Annotated in this window: 15 protein-coding genes and 3 tRNA genes; 11 read left to right on the forward strand and 7 right to left on the reverse strand. The window is 70.1% G+C overall.

Annotated elements, in window-relative coordinates; genetic code table 11:
• Positions 1-4 precede the first annotated feature (4 nt).
• The gene (locus PQI66_RS13510) at positions 5-574 is read right to left on the reverse strand and encodes a TetR/AcrR family transcriptional regulator (protein WP_339999049.1); all 570 of its coding nucleotides are present in this window, start codon (positions 572-574) and stop codon (positions 5-7) included.
• Positions 575-638: 64 nt separating this feature from the next.
• Between PQI66_RS13510 and PQI66_RS13515 the strand changes: the two genes are divergently transcribed.
• Positions 639-1,379 carry a hypothetical protein gene (locus tag PQI66_RS13515; protein ID WP_339999050.1) on the forward strand — a complete coding sequence of 247 codons (741 nt, stop codon included), beginning with the start codon at positions 639-641 and terminating at the stop codon, positions 1,377-1,379.
• A gap of 48 nt (positions 1,380-1,427) precedes the next feature.
• The gene (locus tag PQI66_RS13520) at positions 1,428-1,733 is read left to right on the forward strand and encodes a GlsB/YeaQ/YmgE family stress response membrane protein (protein WP_339999051.1); all 306 of its coding nucleotides are present in this window, start codon (positions 1,428-1,430) and stop codon (positions 1,731-1,733) included.
• 66 nt (positions 1,734-1,799) lie between these two features.
• Here the strand turns inward: PQI66_RS13520 and PQI66_RS13525 are convergent, their stop codons facing one another.
• Complete coding sequence (locus PQI66_RS13525) at positions 1,800-3,026, reverse strand: HNH endonuclease signature motif containing protein (protein ID WP_339999052.1); 1,227 nt, start codon at positions 3,024-3,026, stop codon at positions 1,800-1,802.
• A gap of 82 nt (positions 3,027-3,108) precedes the next feature.
• Here PQI66_RS13525 and PQI66_RS13530 point away from each other — a divergent pair, with 82 nt between their 5' ends.
• A complete protein-coding gene (locus tag PQI66_RS13530; protein ID WP_339999053.1) occupies positions 3,109-3,501 on the forward strand; it encodes a DUF488 domain-containing protein in 393 nt (130 codons plus the stop codon).
• A gap of 3 nt (positions 3,502-3,504) precedes the next feature.
• On the opposite strand, the gene PQI66_RS13535 is transcribed toward PQI66_RS13530, so the two are convergent.
• Positions 3,505-5,949, reverse strand: a complete 2,445-nt coding sequence (locus PQI66_RS13535; RefSeq protein ID WP_339999054.1) for an ATP-dependent RNA helicase — start codon at positions 5,947-5,949, stop codon at positions 3,505-3,507.
• A 51-nt stretch (positions 5,950-6,000) separates the two neighbouring features.
• Between PQI66_RS13535 and PQI66_RS13540 the strand changes: the two genes are divergently transcribed.
• The 3 genes from PQI66_RS13540 (at position 6,001) to PQI66_RS13550 (ending at position 9,532) form a co-directional block, all read left to right on the forward strand.
• Complete coding sequence (locus tag PQI66_RS13540) at positions 6,001-7,479, forward strand: FAD-binding oxidoreductase (RefSeq protein ID WP_339999055.1); 1,479 nt, start codon at positions 6,001-6,003, stop codon at positions 7,477-7,479.
• Positions 7,480-7,542: 63 nt separating this feature from the next.
• Complete coding sequence (locus PQI66_RS13545; protein ID WP_339999056.1) at positions 7,543-8,910, forward strand: class I SAM-dependent methyltransferase; 1,368 nt, start codon at positions 7,543-7,545, stop codon at positions 8,908-8,910.
• 16 nt (positions 8,911-8,926) lie between these two features.
• Positions 8,927-9,532 (forward strand): septum formation family protein, encoded by a 606-nt coding sequence (locus tag PQI66_RS13550; protein WP_339999057.1) that lies wholly within the window; start codon positions 8,927-8,929, stop codon positions 9,530-9,532.
• On the opposite strand, the gene PQI66_RS13555 is transcribed toward PQI66_RS13550, so the two are convergent.
• Positions 9,529-10,125: a hypothetical protein gene (locus tag PQI66_RS13555; protein ID WP_339999058.1), complete on the reverse strand. Its 597-nt coding sequence runs from the start codon at positions 10,123-10,125 to the stop codon at positions 9,529-9,531. The two genes, PQI66_RS13550 and PQI66_RS13555, sit on opposite strands and share 4 nt — an antisense overlap.
• A gap of 34 nt (positions 10,126-10,159) precedes the next feature.
• Positions 10,160-11,242 carry a histidinol-phosphate transaminase gene (locus tag PQI66_RS13560; RefSeq protein WP_339999059.1) on the reverse strand — a complete coding sequence of 361 codons (1,083 nt, stop codon included), beginning with the start codon at positions 11,240-11,242 and terminating at the stop codon, positions 10,160-10,162.
• 84 nt (positions 11,243-11,326) lie between these two features.
• Between PQI66_RS13560 and PQI66_RS13565 the strand changes: the two genes are divergently transcribed.
• From PQI66_RS13565 to PQI66_RS13580, 4 genes are all read left to right on the forward strand, one after another.
• Positions 11,327-11,418, forward strand: a tRNA-Ser gene (locus tag PQI66_RS13565).
• A 178-nt stretch (positions 11,419-11,596) separates the two neighbouring features.
• Positions 11,597-11,669 (forward strand) — tRNA-Arg (locus PQI66_RS13570).
• Between the two features lie 101 nt (positions 11,670-11,770).
• Positions 11,771-12,532: an SDR family oxidoreductase gene (locus tag PQI66_RS13575; protein WP_339999060.1), complete on the forward strand. Its 762-nt coding sequence runs from the start codon at positions 11,771-11,773 to the stop codon at positions 12,530-12,532.
• A 76-nt stretch (positions 12,533-12,608) separates the two neighbouring features.
• A tRNA-Arg gene (locus PQI66_RS13580) sits at positions 12,609-12,681 on the forward strand.
• 136 nt (positions 12,682-12,817) lie between these two features.
• Here the strand turns inward: PQI66_RS13580 and PQI66_RS13585 are convergent.
• Positions 12,818-13,612: an alpha/beta fold hydrolase gene (locus PQI66_RS13585; protein ID WP_339999061.1), complete on the reverse strand. Its 795-nt coding sequence runs from the start codon at positions 13,610-13,612 to the stop codon at positions 12,818-12,820.
• A 44-nt stretch (positions 13,613-13,656) separates the two neighbouring features.
• On the opposite strand from PQI66_RS13585, the gene PQI66_RS13590 reads away from it, so the two are divergent.
• Positions 13,657-15,012 carry a hypothetical protein gene (locus PQI66_RS13590; RefSeq protein WP_339999062.1) on the forward strand — a complete coding sequence of 452 codons (1,356 nt, stop codon included), beginning with the start codon at positions 13,657-13,659 and terminating at the stop codon, positions 15,010-15,012.
• Here PQI66_RS13590 and PQI66_RS13595 read toward each other — a convergent pair.
• On the reverse strand, positions 14,959-15,639 hold the full coding sequence (locus PQI66_RS13595; protein ID WP_339999063.1) for a response regulator transcription factor: 681 nt from the start codon (positions 15,637-15,639) through the stop codon (positions 14,959-14,961). The genes PQI66_RS13590 and PQI66_RS13595 overlap by 54 nt on opposite strands.
• Position 15,640 lies beyond the last annotated feature (1 nt).

The raw sequence follows: 15,640 nt of genomic DNA on the forward strand, positions 1-15,640 counted from the left end.
CGCGTCACCCCGGCAGGTCGGCGACCATGGCCGCCACGGTGGACCGCGCCGATTCTTCGCTGATGCGCCCGGCCATCAGCAGTGACCCCAGGCCGTGCCCGAGCGCCATGGCCGTGTTGACGATGCTGCCGGCGGTCTCCTCCCCGAGTTCCGGGATGGCCCGCAGGCAGGCGCCTGTGAACTCGTCGCCCGTCGCCGCGAGATGGCGGCGGTACGCCGAAGCGGCAGGTTCGGTGCCGGTGACCGCCATCAGCTCCATGGAGACGCTGATGCGGTGGAAGGCGCAGGTTTCCTCGTCCACGGGGAGGGTGGCGGCGAAGTACCCCTCGATCACCGCACGCAGCGAGCTGTCCTGCGCGCGCTGGTCACGCCACCGGCGGATGCTGCGGTCGGAGAGACGCTGCAGCGACGCCGACAACAGCGTGTTCTTGTCCGTCCCGTAGTACTGCACCAGACGGAGGGACACGCCGGCCTCGGCGGCGACGGCGCGCATGCTCACCGCCGGGATCCCGGCCCTGCCGATGAGCCGGTCCACGGCGTCGAAGATCTCGTCCCGACGGGTCGTTGTACGCATGTACCGGATCGTATCCTGTGACTGGTGGGACGAATGCGCAGGGTCGCGTAGGGTGGGAAGCGCCATGACTGCTGTACCTGAGAGCGCCTCCTGTCTTGATGTCGACCTCACGGCCACCCCGTGGCTGTATCCCGGACCCTGGCCCACCTCGTCCGGGACGTTGACCGCCGAGGGGTACTTCCCCGGCGAGGTCGGCCTGGTGGGCATCGCCGACGACCTCGACCGCACGCCTGTGGTCGCCGTCGGTTCGAACGCGTCGCCGGGTGTGATGCGCACCAAGCTGCGTCGCCACGGGGTGTCCCCGGTGGTGCCCTTCATCCGTGCGTGTGTGCCGGACACGACGACGGCCTTCACCGCCCACGTCAGCCCGCGCGGCTATATCGCCGCCGCCCCCTTCCGGCACCCCGGGGTGCACACGACGATGTGGGTGAGCTTCCTCGACAATGAGCAGCTCGACTGCGTGGACGAGACCGAGGCCCCGAACTACGACCGGGTCCACGTCGAGGACACGCTGATGCTCGACAACAGCGACGAGATCGAGGGCTACGACATCTACCGCAGCAGGTGGGGGCTGATTCCCGACGTACCGCACCACACCGGACGCGACATCGCCCCGGTACCGTTCACCCGACGTCAGGCGCAGAGCCGCGTCTTCCGTCACGTGCGCGAGGAACTGGAGGGGGCGGTGCCCTCGCTGCCCGAGGGCCCCAGTGAAGCCGTGGTCACCGCCCTGTGGGAGGACGGGGCGCTGGCGGGCAAGGTCTCGGAGGAACTGCACGGGGTCGCCATGGATGACGGTTACTGATCACCCCGTAAGCACGCCTTATCGGCGAGGTCGTCTACAAACGGTGTCATGGACACCAACACTCTCATCCTTGCTGCAGATTCTGCTCCTGTCATGGGTATTTTCGGTTGGATCATCATCGGCGGACTCGCCGGATGGATCGGATCCAAGATCATGGGGACCGACGCCCAGATGGGCCTCATCCTCAACATCGTCGTCGGCGTGATCGGCGGCTTCCTCGGAGGCTGGGTGCTCAGCCTCTTCAACGTCGATGTGGCGGGTGGTGGGCTGTGGTTCAGCTTCTTCACCTGCCTGCTCGGCGCGGTCATCCTGCTCTTCCTCGTCGGTCTGGTCACCGGCACCAGGAAGCGGTAGCGCTCCGCGGGCATCACCGGTCACCCCTGCACCTGTCGGTGCGGGGGTTTTCTGGTGCCTGGACGGTCAGTCGGGCGGCTCGTCGGTGCGTCCCCGACCACGTTGCCAGGCACGGGCCAGTGGTCCGGTGGCGTGGGTGGTGTAGCCCCGGCCGGCAGGGTCGGTCCAGTCGATGGTGAACCCGTCGTCCTGGGTGGAACAGGTCCACGTCCCACCGGTCTTCAGGCGGTGGTGGGCGCGGCAGAGTTTCTGGCCGTTGCGCACACTGGTGGGGCCGTTGCTGGTGGGGTCGGTGAACGGGGAGTTCTCGATGTGGTCGTTCTCGCACAGGTTCGCCGGAACGGTGCACTGCGGGAACCTGCAGGTGCCGTCGCGCCCCTCGAGGTAGTTCCGGTCCTGCAGGCGGAAGGGGTACCCGTCGGACTCGGGGTGTTCGGCGGGGTCGACAGGTATCTCCTTGACGACGGTCGCCGCACCTTCGAAACGGTCGGCTGTCCGGGCGTTGATCCAGCCCACGTCGGCGACGTATCCGGCACCGGTCCCGTGGATACCGTCGAGCGTCGCGCGGTAGAGGTTCACCCGGATCGTCATGGCCTCCGGGGTGTTGCCCAGCAGCTCCATCAGGATCTGTGCCTTGATCTGCGACGGGGTCGGCAGGGGAGTGCGGTCGTCCTCGTCGACCAGGACGCGTTCCCGGCGGAGTCCGGCGAGCAGTTCGCGCATCCGCTTCTCCAGACCGGCGTCGATCGCGGCGCTGGTGGTCTCGCACCCGGCGGTGAAGATGAAGGTGTTGCCGCGGCGCCGCAGGGTTGCCGAGTCCTCCTCGGCGAGGGCGGTCTCCGCGGCGAGCCCGGGGGCGATGTCGAGGATCGCCTCGTCGACACGGTCCCTGAGCTCGGTCAGCGACACCGGCGTCGCCGCGTCCCGCAGCCAGGGGGTGACGTGTGTGTTCACCGCGGTGTCCAGGTGTCCGAGGATCTCCTCGTGACGGGTGACCGGGACGGTGACCAGCTGCCGGTGGAGACGCCCCCAGATCAGGTCGAGGTGTTCGGCGGTGACGACACCGCTGCCGACGACGGCGGCGAAGAGTTCGATATTGCGGGACGCGAGTTCGCCGGAGTGCGCGAACCGCACCGCGTCGGCGCGGGAGCGTCCCCGGAGCGCCGTCGCGGCGGCCATGCGCGAGTCCCGGGGGACCGCCATCAGGTGGGCGACGAGCACCATCTCCCCCTTGTTCAGGTGGAGTTGGACGGCGTCGATGTCCGCCGCGATCGTCCCCGTTGCTGTCGTCATCGTCCCCGCCCCCTTTATGTTCGTGTCCTGAAGTGTATACTGGACCGCGGACACAGTCAACAGTATGTTCGAATGAAAGGGGATGATGGTGGGTACCCTCAACATTGCGCGTGTGTACGACGTCCGCAACGGTGACCATGTCGCTGGGGCGAGGTTCCTCGTTGACCGGCTGTGGCCCCGGGGAGTGTCGAAGGACAGCCTCCCGCTGTCGGGATGGCCCACAGAGCTCACCCCGTCTGAACAGCTCAGGAAGGACTTTCATGGAGATGTGCTGAGCTGGTCCCAGTTCACCGCCGCCTACCGGTCTGAGCTTGACGGGCGGCACGCGGACGGGGAACTGGACGGCGTCCTCGCCGACCTCCGTGACGAGCTGCGGCACCGGGACATCCTGCTCCTGTTCGCGGGGAAGGACACCGAACATACGCACGCACGGGTGCTCCGCGACTGGCTGGAGGGGCATGTGGGGGAAGGGTGAGCGTCACGGGTTCTCCGGCCAGGGATGTTTCGGGTAGCGGCCCCGCATCTCACGGCGGACGTCGGCGTACGCTCCCGCCCAGAATCCTCCGAGGTCGTCGGTGACCGCCACCGGACGGCCCGCGGGCGACAGTAGCTCGAACCGGATCCGGCGTCCGGCGATCTCCGGGGAACGGTGCAGCCCGAAGCAGTCCTGCAGCCGGGTCGCCACCACCGGGGGTGCGTCCGGTGCGGCATCGCTGTCCGGGTAGGTGACGCGGACCGTACGTCCGCCGGGCAACGTCAGTGACCCGGGGGCGAGCTCGTCGACGGGTCGGTCCCAGGGGATCAGCCCGCGGAGCAGGCCCGTCAGGTCCGGGCGTCTGCCGGCAGCCAGGTCAGGAACCACGAAATCCATGAACTCGGCGTCGCCGTGGCGCACGTCCGGGTACCCGGGAACCCCCTGATTGTGCAGGTACTGGATTCGTCGTCGCAGGTCACTGGCATTTTTCGACCATTCCAGGATGTTCAGGCCGTGGGTCTGCAGACCCGAGCGCACGGCGGCGTCCCGGTCGTCGGCCCCGACGTCTTTCGCGGGCACCGGGGTGGACGACAGCTCGATCGCCCCGAGCGCGCGGACCCGGCGGGCCCGCAGCTTCCCCGTGGGCCCACCGGGGAGCCACGTGCACGTCACCTCGTCGGTGAGCAAGGGTGCCGCCGCGTCGAATGCGAGATCACGGGGCAGCGGAACCGCGGTGTGGACCACGGCGTCGGTGGCTCCCCCGGGAGTCCTGCCGAGGTCGGCGACCGCGATCCACGCGGACGACGCCGCCCGTCCGTCCCGCCACACCACCCCGGTGCCCGACACCGTCAGGTAACGGGAGGAATCGCCGACCCGCCGGGCGACCAGCCCGGGGAACGCGCAGGCGAGGGTGTAGGCCACGGCGTCCTCCCCGGACAGGTCGGGGGACGGGGTGGCGGTGGGGGACAACAGGCGCTGGAAACGTCGGGCCACCGGGTCCCGGGATCCGACGGCACGGACGGCGGCAGCGAGGTCGGGCACGCGCGCCCCGTCATCCAGCACGCTGAGCACAGCGGCGACGGTGCGCACGTCCACCCGGCGGCACGCCTGCACCCCGCCACGTGCGATCCGCGGGTCGGTGGGGATCGCCGCGAGTCTCCGCCCCTCGTCCGTGGCCCGGCCCTGTCCGTCGACCGCGCCGATCGACCGCAACGCGCGCTCCCCGGCCTCGACGGCGGCCGGCGGGAACCGGTCCGGCAACGGCAGGTCCCCGCCCCGGGGGGAGCCCCAGCAGGCGACGTCCAGCAGCGCACCGGTCAGGTCGCTGGTGGTCACCGCCGGTGGCGCGTGCCCGGGCGACTTGGCGAACTGGTCGGCGGTGATGCACCGGTACACCGTCCCGGGGCCTTCGCGGCCGGCCCGTCCGGCGCGCTGTGTGCAGGACGCCTGGCTCGCGGTCTCCGTGACGAGGACGGACATGTCGCGGGTCGTGTCCCGGCGGGACACCCGCGCCAGGCAGGAGTCCACGACGACCCGGACCCCGGGGACCGTGAGGGAGGATTCCGCGACGTCCGTCGCGACGACCACGCGGCGTCGTGCGTCCGGTCCGTCGCCGTGCCCACCGACGATGCGGGCCTGTTCGGCCGTCGACAACCGGCCGTGCAGCGACGAGGCGGGAATGCCCCGTGACGACAGTGCGGCGGCGACGGTCCCGGTGTCCCTGATGGTCGGGACGAAGGCGAGCACGTCACCGCCGGTCGCCGCGGTCTCGTCCAGCGCCCGCCGGACGGTCGCCTCCACCAGATCGGTCACCGCCGTCCGCGAGCGACGGTCACGGTTGACCATCGAGGACGCGGAGTCGGCGTACCGGACCTCGAGCGGGTGGATGGGGGAGGGCACGTCGACCAGGGGCGACGGGCCCTCGGCCCCGCCGAGCAGCGCGGCGAACCGCGACGCCTCCACCGTCGCCGACATGGCGACGACGACAAGGTCGTCCCGCAGTTCCCGCAGTTGGGCGAGCATGGCGAACACCAGGTCGGACTCCAGGTGCCGTTCGTGGATCTCGTCGATGACGACCGCGGCCACCCCCGCCAGGTCCGGGTCGGCCAGCAGCCGTCGGAGCAGGACACCCGGGGTCACCATCTCGATCGCGGTGTCGGCGCCGACCTTCCGCTCACCGCGCACGGTGTAGCCCACCTCGCCGCCGAGGGGCGTGCCCCGCAGGGTGGCGATCCGGGCCGCGGAACCCCGGGCGGCGACGCGCCGCGGCTGGGTGACGACGACCCGTCCCGGTGAGGCCTCCCCGACCGCCCTGACATGGTCGAGCACGTACTGGGGAGCCAACGTGGTCTTGCCGGTGCCTGGCGGGGCCTGGACCACGGCCGTGCCGCGGGTGCGCAGGGCGTTGAGCAGGGCGGTCCGTCCGGCGGTGAAGGGTAGGTCGGTCACACCGCCAGGGTAACGGGCGTGGTTCTGACAAGAGGTCTACAGTGGATGCTCATGAGCCTGAAGGAGAAAGCCGTCACCGTCGCCGGCAGGATCACCGACGCGGTACGCATGGGAAATGGACTTGACCAGCGCGATCTCGCCCCGGTCGGATGGTACGCCCACGAGCAGGCCGTGGAACGACTGCAGCGCAGTTTCGACGCCGTCCCGGACGGTCGACGGGTGCGGTTGGCGAAGAAGACCTCCAACCTCTTCCGCGGCCGTTCCGGGGACTCCGTCGGCCTGGACGTCTCCGGGCTGCACGGCGTCATCGCCGTCGACCCCGTCGAAGGCACCGCCGACGTCCAGGGCATGTGCACCTACGAGGACCTCGTCGACGTCCTGCTGCCCTTCGGCCTGGTGCCCACCGTCGTCCCGCAGCTGAAGACCATCACCCTCGGCGGTGCGGTGACCGGCATGGGCGTCGAATCCACCTCCTTCCGCAACGGACTGCCGCACGAGGCCGTCCTGGAGATGGACGTGCTCACCGGCACCGGTGACATCCTCACCTGCTCGCCGACGCAGAACGTGGACCTCTACCGCGGCTTCCCCAACTCCTACGGGTCCCTGGGGTACAGCGTGCGGCTGAAGGTGCGGTGCGAGCCGGCGGAACCCTACGTCGACCTGCGCCACGTGCGCTTCAACGACGTGCAGTCGCTCACTGACGCCCTCGACCGGATCGCCGTCGACAAGGAGTACGACGGCGAACGCGTCGACTACCTCGACGGCGTGGTCTTCAGCCTGGAAGAGAGTTACCTCGTCCTGGGCCGTGCCACCAGCGAGGCCGGTCCCACCAGCGACTACACCCGCGAGCGCAGCTACTACCGCTCCCTGCAGCACCCGTCCGGCGTCCTGCGGGACAAACTGACCGTCCGCGACTACCTCTGGCGGTGGGACGTCGACTGGTTCTGGTGCAACCGCGCCTTCGGCACCCAGAACCCCACCATCCGCACCCTGTGGCCCCGCGACCTGCTGCGGTCGAGCTTCTACTGGAAGATCATCGGCTGGGACCGGCGCTTCGACCTCGCCGACCGGATCGAGGCGCACAACGGCCGTCCCGCCCGCGAACGCGTCGTCCAGGACATCGAGGTCACCCCCGGCAACCTGCCGGAGTTCCTCACCTGGTTCTTCACGCACTGTGAGATCGAACCGGTGTGGCTGTGCCCCATCCGCCTGGCCGACGACTCCGGTGAGCGGACACCGTGGCCGCTGTACCCGCTGTCGCCGGGCGACACCTGGGTCAACGTCGGCTTCTGGAGCTCGGTGCCCGTCGACCTCATGGGTCAGGACGCCCCGGCCGGCGCCTTCAACCGCGAGGTCGAACGCGTCGTCTCGGACCTCGGCGGACACAAGTCGCTGTACTCCGAGGCCTTCTACACCGAGGAACAGTTCGCCGCCCTCTACGGCGGCGACCGTCCCGCACAACTCAAGGCGGTCTTCGACCCGGACGGCCGGTTCCCCGGCCTGTACGAGAAGACCGTGGGCGGCGTCTGACGGGACGCCCCGCACGACTGAGCACGATCACGCACGACTATCACGATGACCAAGAGGAGAAAGATGAGCAGGGGATTCACGCCGCTGACGGTGGGACAGATCGTGGACAAGGTCATCACGCCGCCGGCACCCTTCCGGGTGACCGCCTTCGACGGTTCGACCGCCGGCCCGGCCGACGCGGAACTGGCACTGGAGATCACCTCACCGGACGCGCTGGCGTACATCGTCACCGCCCCCGGTGACCTCGGGCTGGCGCGCGCCTACATCACCGGCAGCCTCCGGATCGCCGGCGACGAGCCGGGCCACCCGTACCTCGTCTTCGACCACCTCCAGCACCTCTACGACCAGATCCGGCGACCGTCGGCGAAGGACCTGCTCGACATCGCCCGCTCGCTGAAGGCCATGGGGGCGATCAAGCTCCAGCCCGCCCCCGAACAGGAGACCCTGCCCGGGTGGAAGAGGGCGGTGCTGGAGGGGCTGTCCCGGCACTCCCCGGAGCGCGACAAGGAGGTCGTGAGCAGGCACTACGACGTCGGCAACGACTTCTACGAGCTCTTCCTCGGCGACTCGATGGCCTACACCTGTGCCTACTACCCCGAGTTCGAGGGGGAGAACCAGGTCACCGGCCCGTCCGGCGGCTGGGGCTACCATGAGTGGGAGAAGGGTGCGGCGGCCAACGGGCCGCTCACCACGGCCCAGGACAACAAGCACCGCCTCGTCTTCGACAAACTGCGGCTCGCCCCGGGCGACCGGCTCCTGGACGTCGGCTGCGGGTGGGGCGGCATGGTGCGCTACGCCGCCCGCCACGGCGTGAAGGCCGTCGGCGTCACCCTCTCCCGGGAGCAGTACGAGTGGGGCAGGGCGAAGATCGAGGAGGAGGGCCTCCAGGACCTCGCCGAGGTCCGGTGCATGGACTACCGTGACGTGCCCGAGTCCGACTTCGACGCGGTCAGCGCGATCGGCATCCTCGAGCACATCGGCGTGCCCAACTACGAGGACTACTTCACCCGCCTGTTCGCCAAACTGCGTCCCGGTGGACGGATGCTGAACCACTGCATCACCCGCCCGCACAACCGGAAGACCAAGACCGGCCAGTTCATCGACCGCTACATCTTCCCCGACGGCGAGCTCACCGGCTCCGGCCGCATCATCACGATCATGCAGGACACCGGTTTCGACGTGGTGCACGAGGAGAACCTGCGCCCGCACTACCAGCGCACCCTGCACGACTGGTGTGAACTGCTCGCCATGAACTGGGACCAGGCCGTCCACCTCGTGGGCGAGGAGACCGCCCGGTTGTTCGGCCTGTACATGGCCGGCTCCGAATGGGGTTTCGAACACAACGTGATCCAGCTCCACCAGGTCCTCGGCGTCAAGCCGGACGACGCGGGACACTCCGGGGTGCCGGTCCGCCAGTGGTGGAGGTCCTGACGGTATCGTCGCAACGATGAGGACGATCACCAGAGGTGCTGCGGTGGCGGTGCTGTGCACACCGTTGCTGCTCGGGGCCTGCACCATCGGCGACACGCAGGACGACGCGGCGAGTACGCCCGTCGTGGACACCGAGGCGCCGCCGGACAAGCCGGTGCCGGAGTCCGCCCCGGAATCCGAGGCCTCCGAGCTGCCCGAGGCACCGGAGGACCCCGACCAGCCCGACACCGAGCCGGTGGAGACCGACCCGGACTCCCCGGGCGCCCGCGGCCTGGCGATCGGGGACTGCGTCTCCGACATGGGCCAGCTCGACGGCACCGGCGACATCGACGTCGTCGACTGCGCGGAGCCGCACGCCGGGGAGGTCTACGCCCAGGCGGACATCGCCGGCAAGAACCTCTTCCCCGGCAACGAGCCGTTGGGCCGGGAGGCCGGCGGGATCTGCGCCGGCGACGCCTTCACCGACTACGTCGGCGTCGGCTTCCCCGAGTCCTCGCTGGACGTCGTCACCATGATGCCGTCCAAGGAGAGCTGGGCGCAGGAGGACCGTACGGTGACCTGTGTCGTCACCGACCCGAACCTCGACCAGATCGACGGCACCCTCGGGCAGAGCTGGCGTTAACGCTCCAGCAGGGTCACCAGCTTCTGCCGGTTCGACTCCTCCAGGTGGGCGACGGTCACCGCCCAGGCCTCCGCGCCCGGGAGCCGGAGACGCCGGTCGATGTCCGCGCCGATCGCGTCGACCACGGCGGCCACGGCGACGATGTCGGTGGGTTCCTGCGGCGGGATCATCGTCACCGCCTCCGCCGACCCCCACACCGCCGGGTCGGCGATGAACAGGTGCCCCTGTGCCGCGGCGTAGCCCAGGGCAGCCTCGCGCAGGTCGGACAGCTGGTCGTCGGAGACGTCCCCGGCCGTCCAGGCGTCCTCGACCAGTGGCACGCGGTCGACCGGCTGGTGGGACCCGACGATGCCCTCCACCAACGGGGTCGGCAGGGTCACCAGGGCACGCGACGCCGCCGTGTAGACGTCCGCGGCATCGAGGTAGGGCCGTCCCACGACGATGGTGCGGGCCAGCTCGCGGCTCGCGGTCATGAACGACAGCAGGGTGGTCAGTTGCTCTGCCGGGGCCGAGTTGAAGCTCCGGACGTCCCGGACCGCCGGGGAGGCTGCCGGGCGGGTGGCGAACAGCGGGGAGAACGATGGCGTGTACATGCAGCCATATTCTCCCGGGGGTGTTTCCGGACGGTTACCGTCGCGGGAAGAACTCCGGCGCCAGGGCGTCCAGGGCCTGGACGACGACGTCGGTCTCGGCGGCGTCGGTCACGGTGATGCGGACCCCCTCACCGTCGAAGCAGCGCACGGCGATGCCGAACCCGGCGATCGCCTCGTCGAAGTCGCGGGCGCGGTCGCCCAGGTCGAGCCACACGAAGTTGGCCTGCGAACCGATCCGCCAGTCCTCCGGGACGTGCTCCAGCACGCGGGCCCGCTGGGTCACGGTCTCGTCCGTGCGCGCGAGCAACTCGTCCTTCGCCCCGATGCTCGCCACCGCGGCGGCCTGCGCGACCGCGTTCACACTGAACGGGATGCAGACCTTGTTCACCGCCTCGATGAACTCCGCACGCCCGACGAGGTAACCGACCCGCAGCCCCGCCAGGCCGTAGGCCTTCGAGAACGTCCGCGCGACCGCCAGGTTCGGGTAGTCCGCGAGCAGGCCCAGGCCGTCGGGGAACCCGTCCTCGCGCACGTACTCCACGTACGCCTCGTCCAGCAGGACCTGGACGTCCGACGGGACGGCGCCGAGGAAGGCGACGAGTTCCTCGCGCGTCACCGTCGTGCCCGACGGGTTGTTGGGGTTGCAGACGATCACCAGGCGGGTCTTCTCCGTGACCGCCGCGGCCAGTGCCGGCAGGTCGTTGCGGTGGTCCGGGGTCAGCGGGACCTCGACCGCCTCGGCGCCGGCGACGCGGGCGAGGATCGGGTAGGCCTCGAAACTGCGCCAGGGGTAGACGACCTCGTCCCCGGCGTCCCCGCCCCGGCACGTCGCCTGCACGGCCTGCTGGATCAGCGCGGAGGAGCCGGCGCCGACGGCGATGTTCTCGGCGTCGAGCAGCAGGGAGGACGGGCCGCCCAACCAGTCGGCGATGGTGCTGCGCAGCTCGTAGGCGACCATGTCCGGGTAACGGTTCGCGCCGGCCAGTGCCTCTGCCGCCGCGCGGGTGACCCCCGGCAGCGGACCGAGCGAGGATTCGTTGCTCGACAACTTCAGCGGAAGTCCGTTCAGGCTGCCGGGAACGTACGGGGGCAGGGTGGAAAGGTCGTCGCGGATCATGGGGTCAACCCTAGTCTCCACCCGATTTTGATCTGGTGCGGGGGCCTGATGTATCGTTCGATGCGTCGTCACACGTGACGGCATGGAGGCGTGCCAGAGCGGCCGAATGGGACTCACTGCTAATGAGTTGTCTGCTTAACGGCGGACCGGAGGTTCAAATCCTCTCGCCTCCGCCACTTCAGTTTCCTCAGGCTTTTCGTGAGGGCGTGTCGTCAGCCGTCCGGTTCTTGTGGTGAGTTACCGGACATTCAGGACGCGGTCCCGCTATACGGGGTGTGTGGTGTACCCCGGGATCGCGTGACACGTCCCGTCTGGTGGTGTGCCGAGGATTCTGGAGTCGCTGGAAACAGCGTCGCGCCCGTAGCTCAACGGATAGAGCATCTGACTACGGATCAGAAGGTTGGGGGTTCGAATCCCTCCGGGCGCACGCTTTTCTTGGGTCGGAACCCCCGGGTCGCACATGGTGTGGTCCGGGGGTTTCACTCATTTCCCGGGTGGGCACGGTGCCCGTGCTGCTACCGTCGCCCCATGACCACCTTCACCACCCTGATCACCGGTGCGAGCTCGGGGCTCGGCGCCGAACTCGCCCGTCAGTCCGCCGCCCTCGGCCACGACCTCGCCCTCTGCGCCCGCCGGACGGAGCGGCTCGCGGAACTGTCCGCCGAGATCACCGCGTCCCACCCGGGAGTCACCGTGCGGACCTACGCCCTGGACGTCACCGACCCCGGCGCCGTGCGTACCGTCTTCCGCCGGGCGGACGGGGAGACGGACGGGGGTCTGGACCGTGTCGTCGTCAACGCCGGCCTGGGCAAGGGGCGCAAGATCGGGTCCGGCAGGCCCGAGGCGAACCGGGAGACCGCCACGACCAACGCCCTGGGCGCCCTGGCGCAGGCGGAGGCGGCGATGGAGATCTTCCGGGCGAAGAACACCGGTCACCTGGTACTCGTCTCCTCGGTGACCGCGCTGCGCGGCAACCGCAAGGCCATGACGACCTACGGTGCCACGAAGGCTTTCGTGGCGAACATGGGCGAGGGGCTGCAGTCGGAGTTGCTGGCCTCCGGTGTCCCGGTTGACGTCACCGTGCTGTTGCCCGGCTACATCCGTTCGGAGATGAACGAGAAGGTCGAGCAGAAGACCCGCTTCATGGTCGACACGCGGACCGGGGTGCGGTCGATGATGGCCGCGATCGAGGCCAGGAAGCGCCGGTCGCTCGTGCCCGGCTGGCCGTGGCGGTTGATCGGGCCGCTGTTGCGGGTGCTGCCGTTGAAGGTGGTGTCGAAGCTGGTCTGATCGGCTGGCCACCAGCGGCTTTGCTGGTTCGTGGGGTGGCGTGTAGGCTATGTTCTCGTTGCAGAGATGCGACGGCGCGCCCGTAGCTCAACGGATAGAGCATCTGACTACGGATCAGAAGGTTGGGGGTTCGAATCCCTCCGGGCGCACAGTCGAGACCCCGTCACCGTGAAGGTGGCGGGGTCTTCTGCGTTGCGGGCGTGTGTTGTGGCTCAGGTGCCGAATTCGGTCGCCGCGGCGCCGCCGGAGCGACCGAATTCGGCACCTTGGACACGGGGGACACACTCACCGCCGGAACTTCGCGGCGGTGTGGATGAAGGCGCCGATGGTGTCGGGCCACCGGGCCACGTCCTGCGGGGAGTAGGCGGTCAGCAGCCGTGAGCCCGGCAGTAGCGAGTGCAGTTCCTCCGCCACGGCCACCGGGTGCGCGGGGTCGCCGATCCACGCCAGGATGAGCGTCGGGATCCGTCGCCTCCCGAGGGCGGCGATACGCTCCCGGGACGGCAGGTCATTGCCCGCGGCACCGCGGAACACCGTCGGCAACAGCGACTCCGCCACGTCCGGCATGGTGAACGGCACCTCGGTGCTCCGCGCCGGCGGGGCGGGTTCGGCGCGGGTCGTCTCGGCGTACGCGGCCAGACCGTGCGCCTCGACGAACTGTGCCGAGCGCTCGTACATGCCGGCCCGGTCGCCGCGCAGTTCCCAGGCGGTCGGGGGGATGCACAGCGTCATGGAGGCGTAGTCCCGGCCCGCCGCGGCGGAGGTCAGGATGGTCGCCGCACCCATCGACTGGCCGACCACGTGGACCGGGGCGTCCGGGGAGAATTCGTCGGCGAGACCCTCCAGGTCGCGGGCCAGTGACGCCCACCGGTAGGCCGCCGGAAGCTCGGGACCGGGGGAGCCCCCGTGGCCACGCGCGTCATAACGCAGGACCCGGAGATCGTCCTGACCTGCGGTGAGGTCGAGTCCGAGGGCGACGTCACGGGCACGGCTGGACGTCAGTCCGTGGAGCTGGATGACCGGGGTGCCGGCGGTGGGGCCCCAGACGTCGTGGGCGAGGGTGTCTGTTGTGCGACTCATGCAGGAAATCCGTACGTAATCCCACGGCCCTATCGTCCGTGGGTATGAGACTGACAACTGTAGCCCGTATGGAGCTCGCCGCAGGGCAGGTGCACGTGTTCGAGCCGACCGTGGCCCCCACCCCGGGGGACGACGCCCACGGCAGCGCGCCGTCCTTCGACCAGGCCAGGCACGCCGCGGCGGGGTCACGTCCCGGCAGCTGGATGGCCGTCGCCTTCGCCGTGCCGCCGGTGGGGCGTGGGCGCCTCGCCGCGGCGTGGCAGACCGTGGTGCAGCGTCACGGGACACTGCGCACGGTGTTGCGGCACGACGGCGTACAGGTCCGCGTCCACGGTGTCAGGGTCACCGGGGGACGGTGGGAGCGTGCCGGCGACGGCACGGCGGACCCCCGCACCGTCCTGCGCGGCGTGTTCGACGTGGCCTGCGAGCCTTTCGGTACACCGTCGCACCGCCTGGCGGTCGTGGACCACGGCGACGGGACGTCCACGGCGGTGATCGGCCTGGACCACAGCCACACGGACGCCTGGTCGCTGCTGGTCCTGGTGCGGGACATGCTCGCCGCGCTGGCGGACGGGGACGCCCCGGCGCCGGTGCCGTCGTTCGCGGAGCACATCCGCGGGATGGAGCACCGTCCCCCCGCGCCCGACGGCATCCGCGGGAGGTGGCGACGGATCATGGACACCCGCGACGGTGAGATGCCCGTCTTCCCGCTGAGCCTCGGCGACATCTCCGAACCCCGGGACGAGGTCGTGGAGGTCATCGACGTCCTGGACACCGACGGCGTCGCCCGCCTGGAGGCCGCCGCCGCCCGGCGGTCCGTCCGCCTGCTGCCGCTGGCCGTCAGCGTCCTCACACAGGTCAACCGGGACATGCACGCCGGGGCGTTGTGCGCGGTCTTCCCCGTCCACTCCCGGCGCGGCCCGGCGGACGATCCCGGACGCTGGGCGGACTCGGTGGGGTGGTTCATCACCAACTCCGTGATCGAGTGCGACTCCACCGATCCGTCCGACTGTGCCACGGCCGTCCGTGAGGCCGTCGAGTTGGGCTCGTACCCGCTGGAGCCGTTGCTGCGGCCGTGGGGCGGGATGCCGAACACCCCGGGCATGTTCGCGCTGTCCTGGCTGGACAACCGGCGTCTGCCCGTGCAGGTGCCGCCGGAGGCGCGTCCGCAGCACGTGTCGGCGTGGATCCGGACCGACGGGGTGATGGCGTGGTTCGTCCTCAACGACGACGGCATGCACCTGCGGGTGCGGTACCCGGGGACGCCGTCGGCGGTGGCGAACGTCGGGGAGTGGGCGCGGCGGGTGGCGGCGGGCCTGCGGGCCGTCGCAGACGGCTCAGACGGCTCAGACGACACCGTTCTCGTAGGCGAAGACCACGACCTGAGCCCGGTCGCGTAGCTGCAGCTTCTGCAGCACGTTGCGGACGTGCGTCTTGACCGTCTCCTCGGAGATGAACAGGGCGGCGGCGATCTCGGCGTTGGAGCGTCCGGTCGCGATCTGTTCGACGGTCTCGCGTTCCCGGGGTGTCAGCGACGTCAGCCCGGCGGACGTCCGCCGGGGCGGGGTGCGCGGCGACCGTGCGACGGCGTCGGCGATGAGGCGGCGGGTGACCGTCGGGGCGAGCAGCGCTTCGCCGGTGACGGACAGCCGGACGGCGCGGGCGAGTTCGTCGGCGGGCGCGTCCTTCAGCAGGAACCCCGAGCAGCCCATCCGTAAGGCCTCGTACACGTAGTCGTCGAGGTCGAAGGTGGTGAGCATGATGATCCGCGGTGCGGGGTCCAGGCCGAGGGACAGGATGCGGCGGGCGGCCTCGAGGCCGTCCATCACCGGCATGCGGACGTCCATGAACACCACGTCGGGCCGCAGGCGGGTGACCTGGTCGACGGCCTGCGCACCGTCGGCGGCGTCCCCGACGACGGTGATGCCCTCGCGGGAGTTCAGCAGGGCGGCGAACCCCTGGCGCACCATCGCCTGGTCGTCGACGACGAGCACCGTGGTGTCGGACTGTGGGGTGTGGGCGGGCATG

Source organism: Corynebacterium sp. USCH3 (genome assembly GCF_037619475.1).
Lineage (GTDB): Bacteria > Actinomycetota > Actinomycetes > Mycobacteriales > Mycobacteriaceae > Corynebacterium.

Excerpts from the sequence above, each read along its gene's own strand:
- PQI66_RS13585 (WP_339999061.1), bottom strand. The coding sequence starts at position 13,612 with ATGAGTCGCACAACAGACACCCTCGCCCACGACGTCTGGGGCCCCACC.
- PQI66_RS13540 (WP_339999055.1), top strand. The coding sequence starts at position 6,001 with ATGAGCCTGAAGGAGAAAGCCGTCACCGTCGCCGGCAGGATCACCGAC.
- PQI66_RS13590 (WP_339999062.1), top strand. The coding sequence starts at position 13,657 with ATGAGACTGACAACTGTAGCCCGTATGGAGCTCGCCGCAGGGCAGGTG.
- PQI66_RS13555 (WP_339999058.1), bottom strand. The coding sequence starts at position 10,125 with ATGTACACGCCATCGTTCTCCCCGCTGTTCGCCACCCGCCCGGCAGCC.
- PQI66_RS13515 (WP_339999050.1), top strand. The coding sequence starts at position 639 with ATGACTGCTGTACCTGAGAGCGCCTCCTGTCTTGATGTCGACCTCACG.
- PQI66_RS13595 (WP_339999063.1), bottom strand. The coding sequence starts at position 15,639 with ATGCCCGCCCACACCCCACAGTCCGACACCACGGTGCTCGTCGTCGAC.
- PQI66_RS13525 (WP_339999052.1), bottom strand. The coding sequence starts at position 3,026 with ATGACGACAGCAACGGGGACGATCGCGGCGGACATCGACGCCGTCCAA.
- PQI66_RS13550 (WP_339999057.1), top strand. The coding sequence starts at position 8,927 with ATGAGGACGATCACCAGAGGTGCTGCGGTGGCGGTGCTGTGCACACCG.
- PQI66_RS13510 (WP_339999049.1), bottom strand. The coding sequence starts at position 574 with ATGCGTACAACGACCCGTCGGGACGAGATCTTCGACGCCGTGGACCGG.
- PQI66_RS13560 (WP_339999059.1), bottom strand. The coding sequence starts at position 11,242 with ATGATCCGCGACGACCTTTCCACCCTGCCCCCGTACGTTCCCGGCAGC.
- PQI66_RS13575 (WP_339999060.1), top strand. The coding sequence starts at position 11,771 with ATGACCACCTTCACCACCCTGATCACCGGTGCGAGCTCGGGGCTCGGC.
- PQI66_RS13545 (WP_339999056.1), top strand. The coding sequence starts at position 7,543 with ATGAGCAGGGGATTCACGCCGCTGACGGTGGGACAGATCGTGGACAAG.
- PQI66_RS13520 (WP_339999051.1), top strand. The coding sequence starts at position 1,428 with ATGGACACCAACACTCTCATCCTTGCTGCAGATTCTGCTCCTGTCATG.
- PQI66_RS13530 (WP_339999053.1), top strand. The coding sequence starts at position 3,109 with ATGATGGTGGGTACCCTCAACATTGCGCGTGTGTACGACGTCCGCAAC.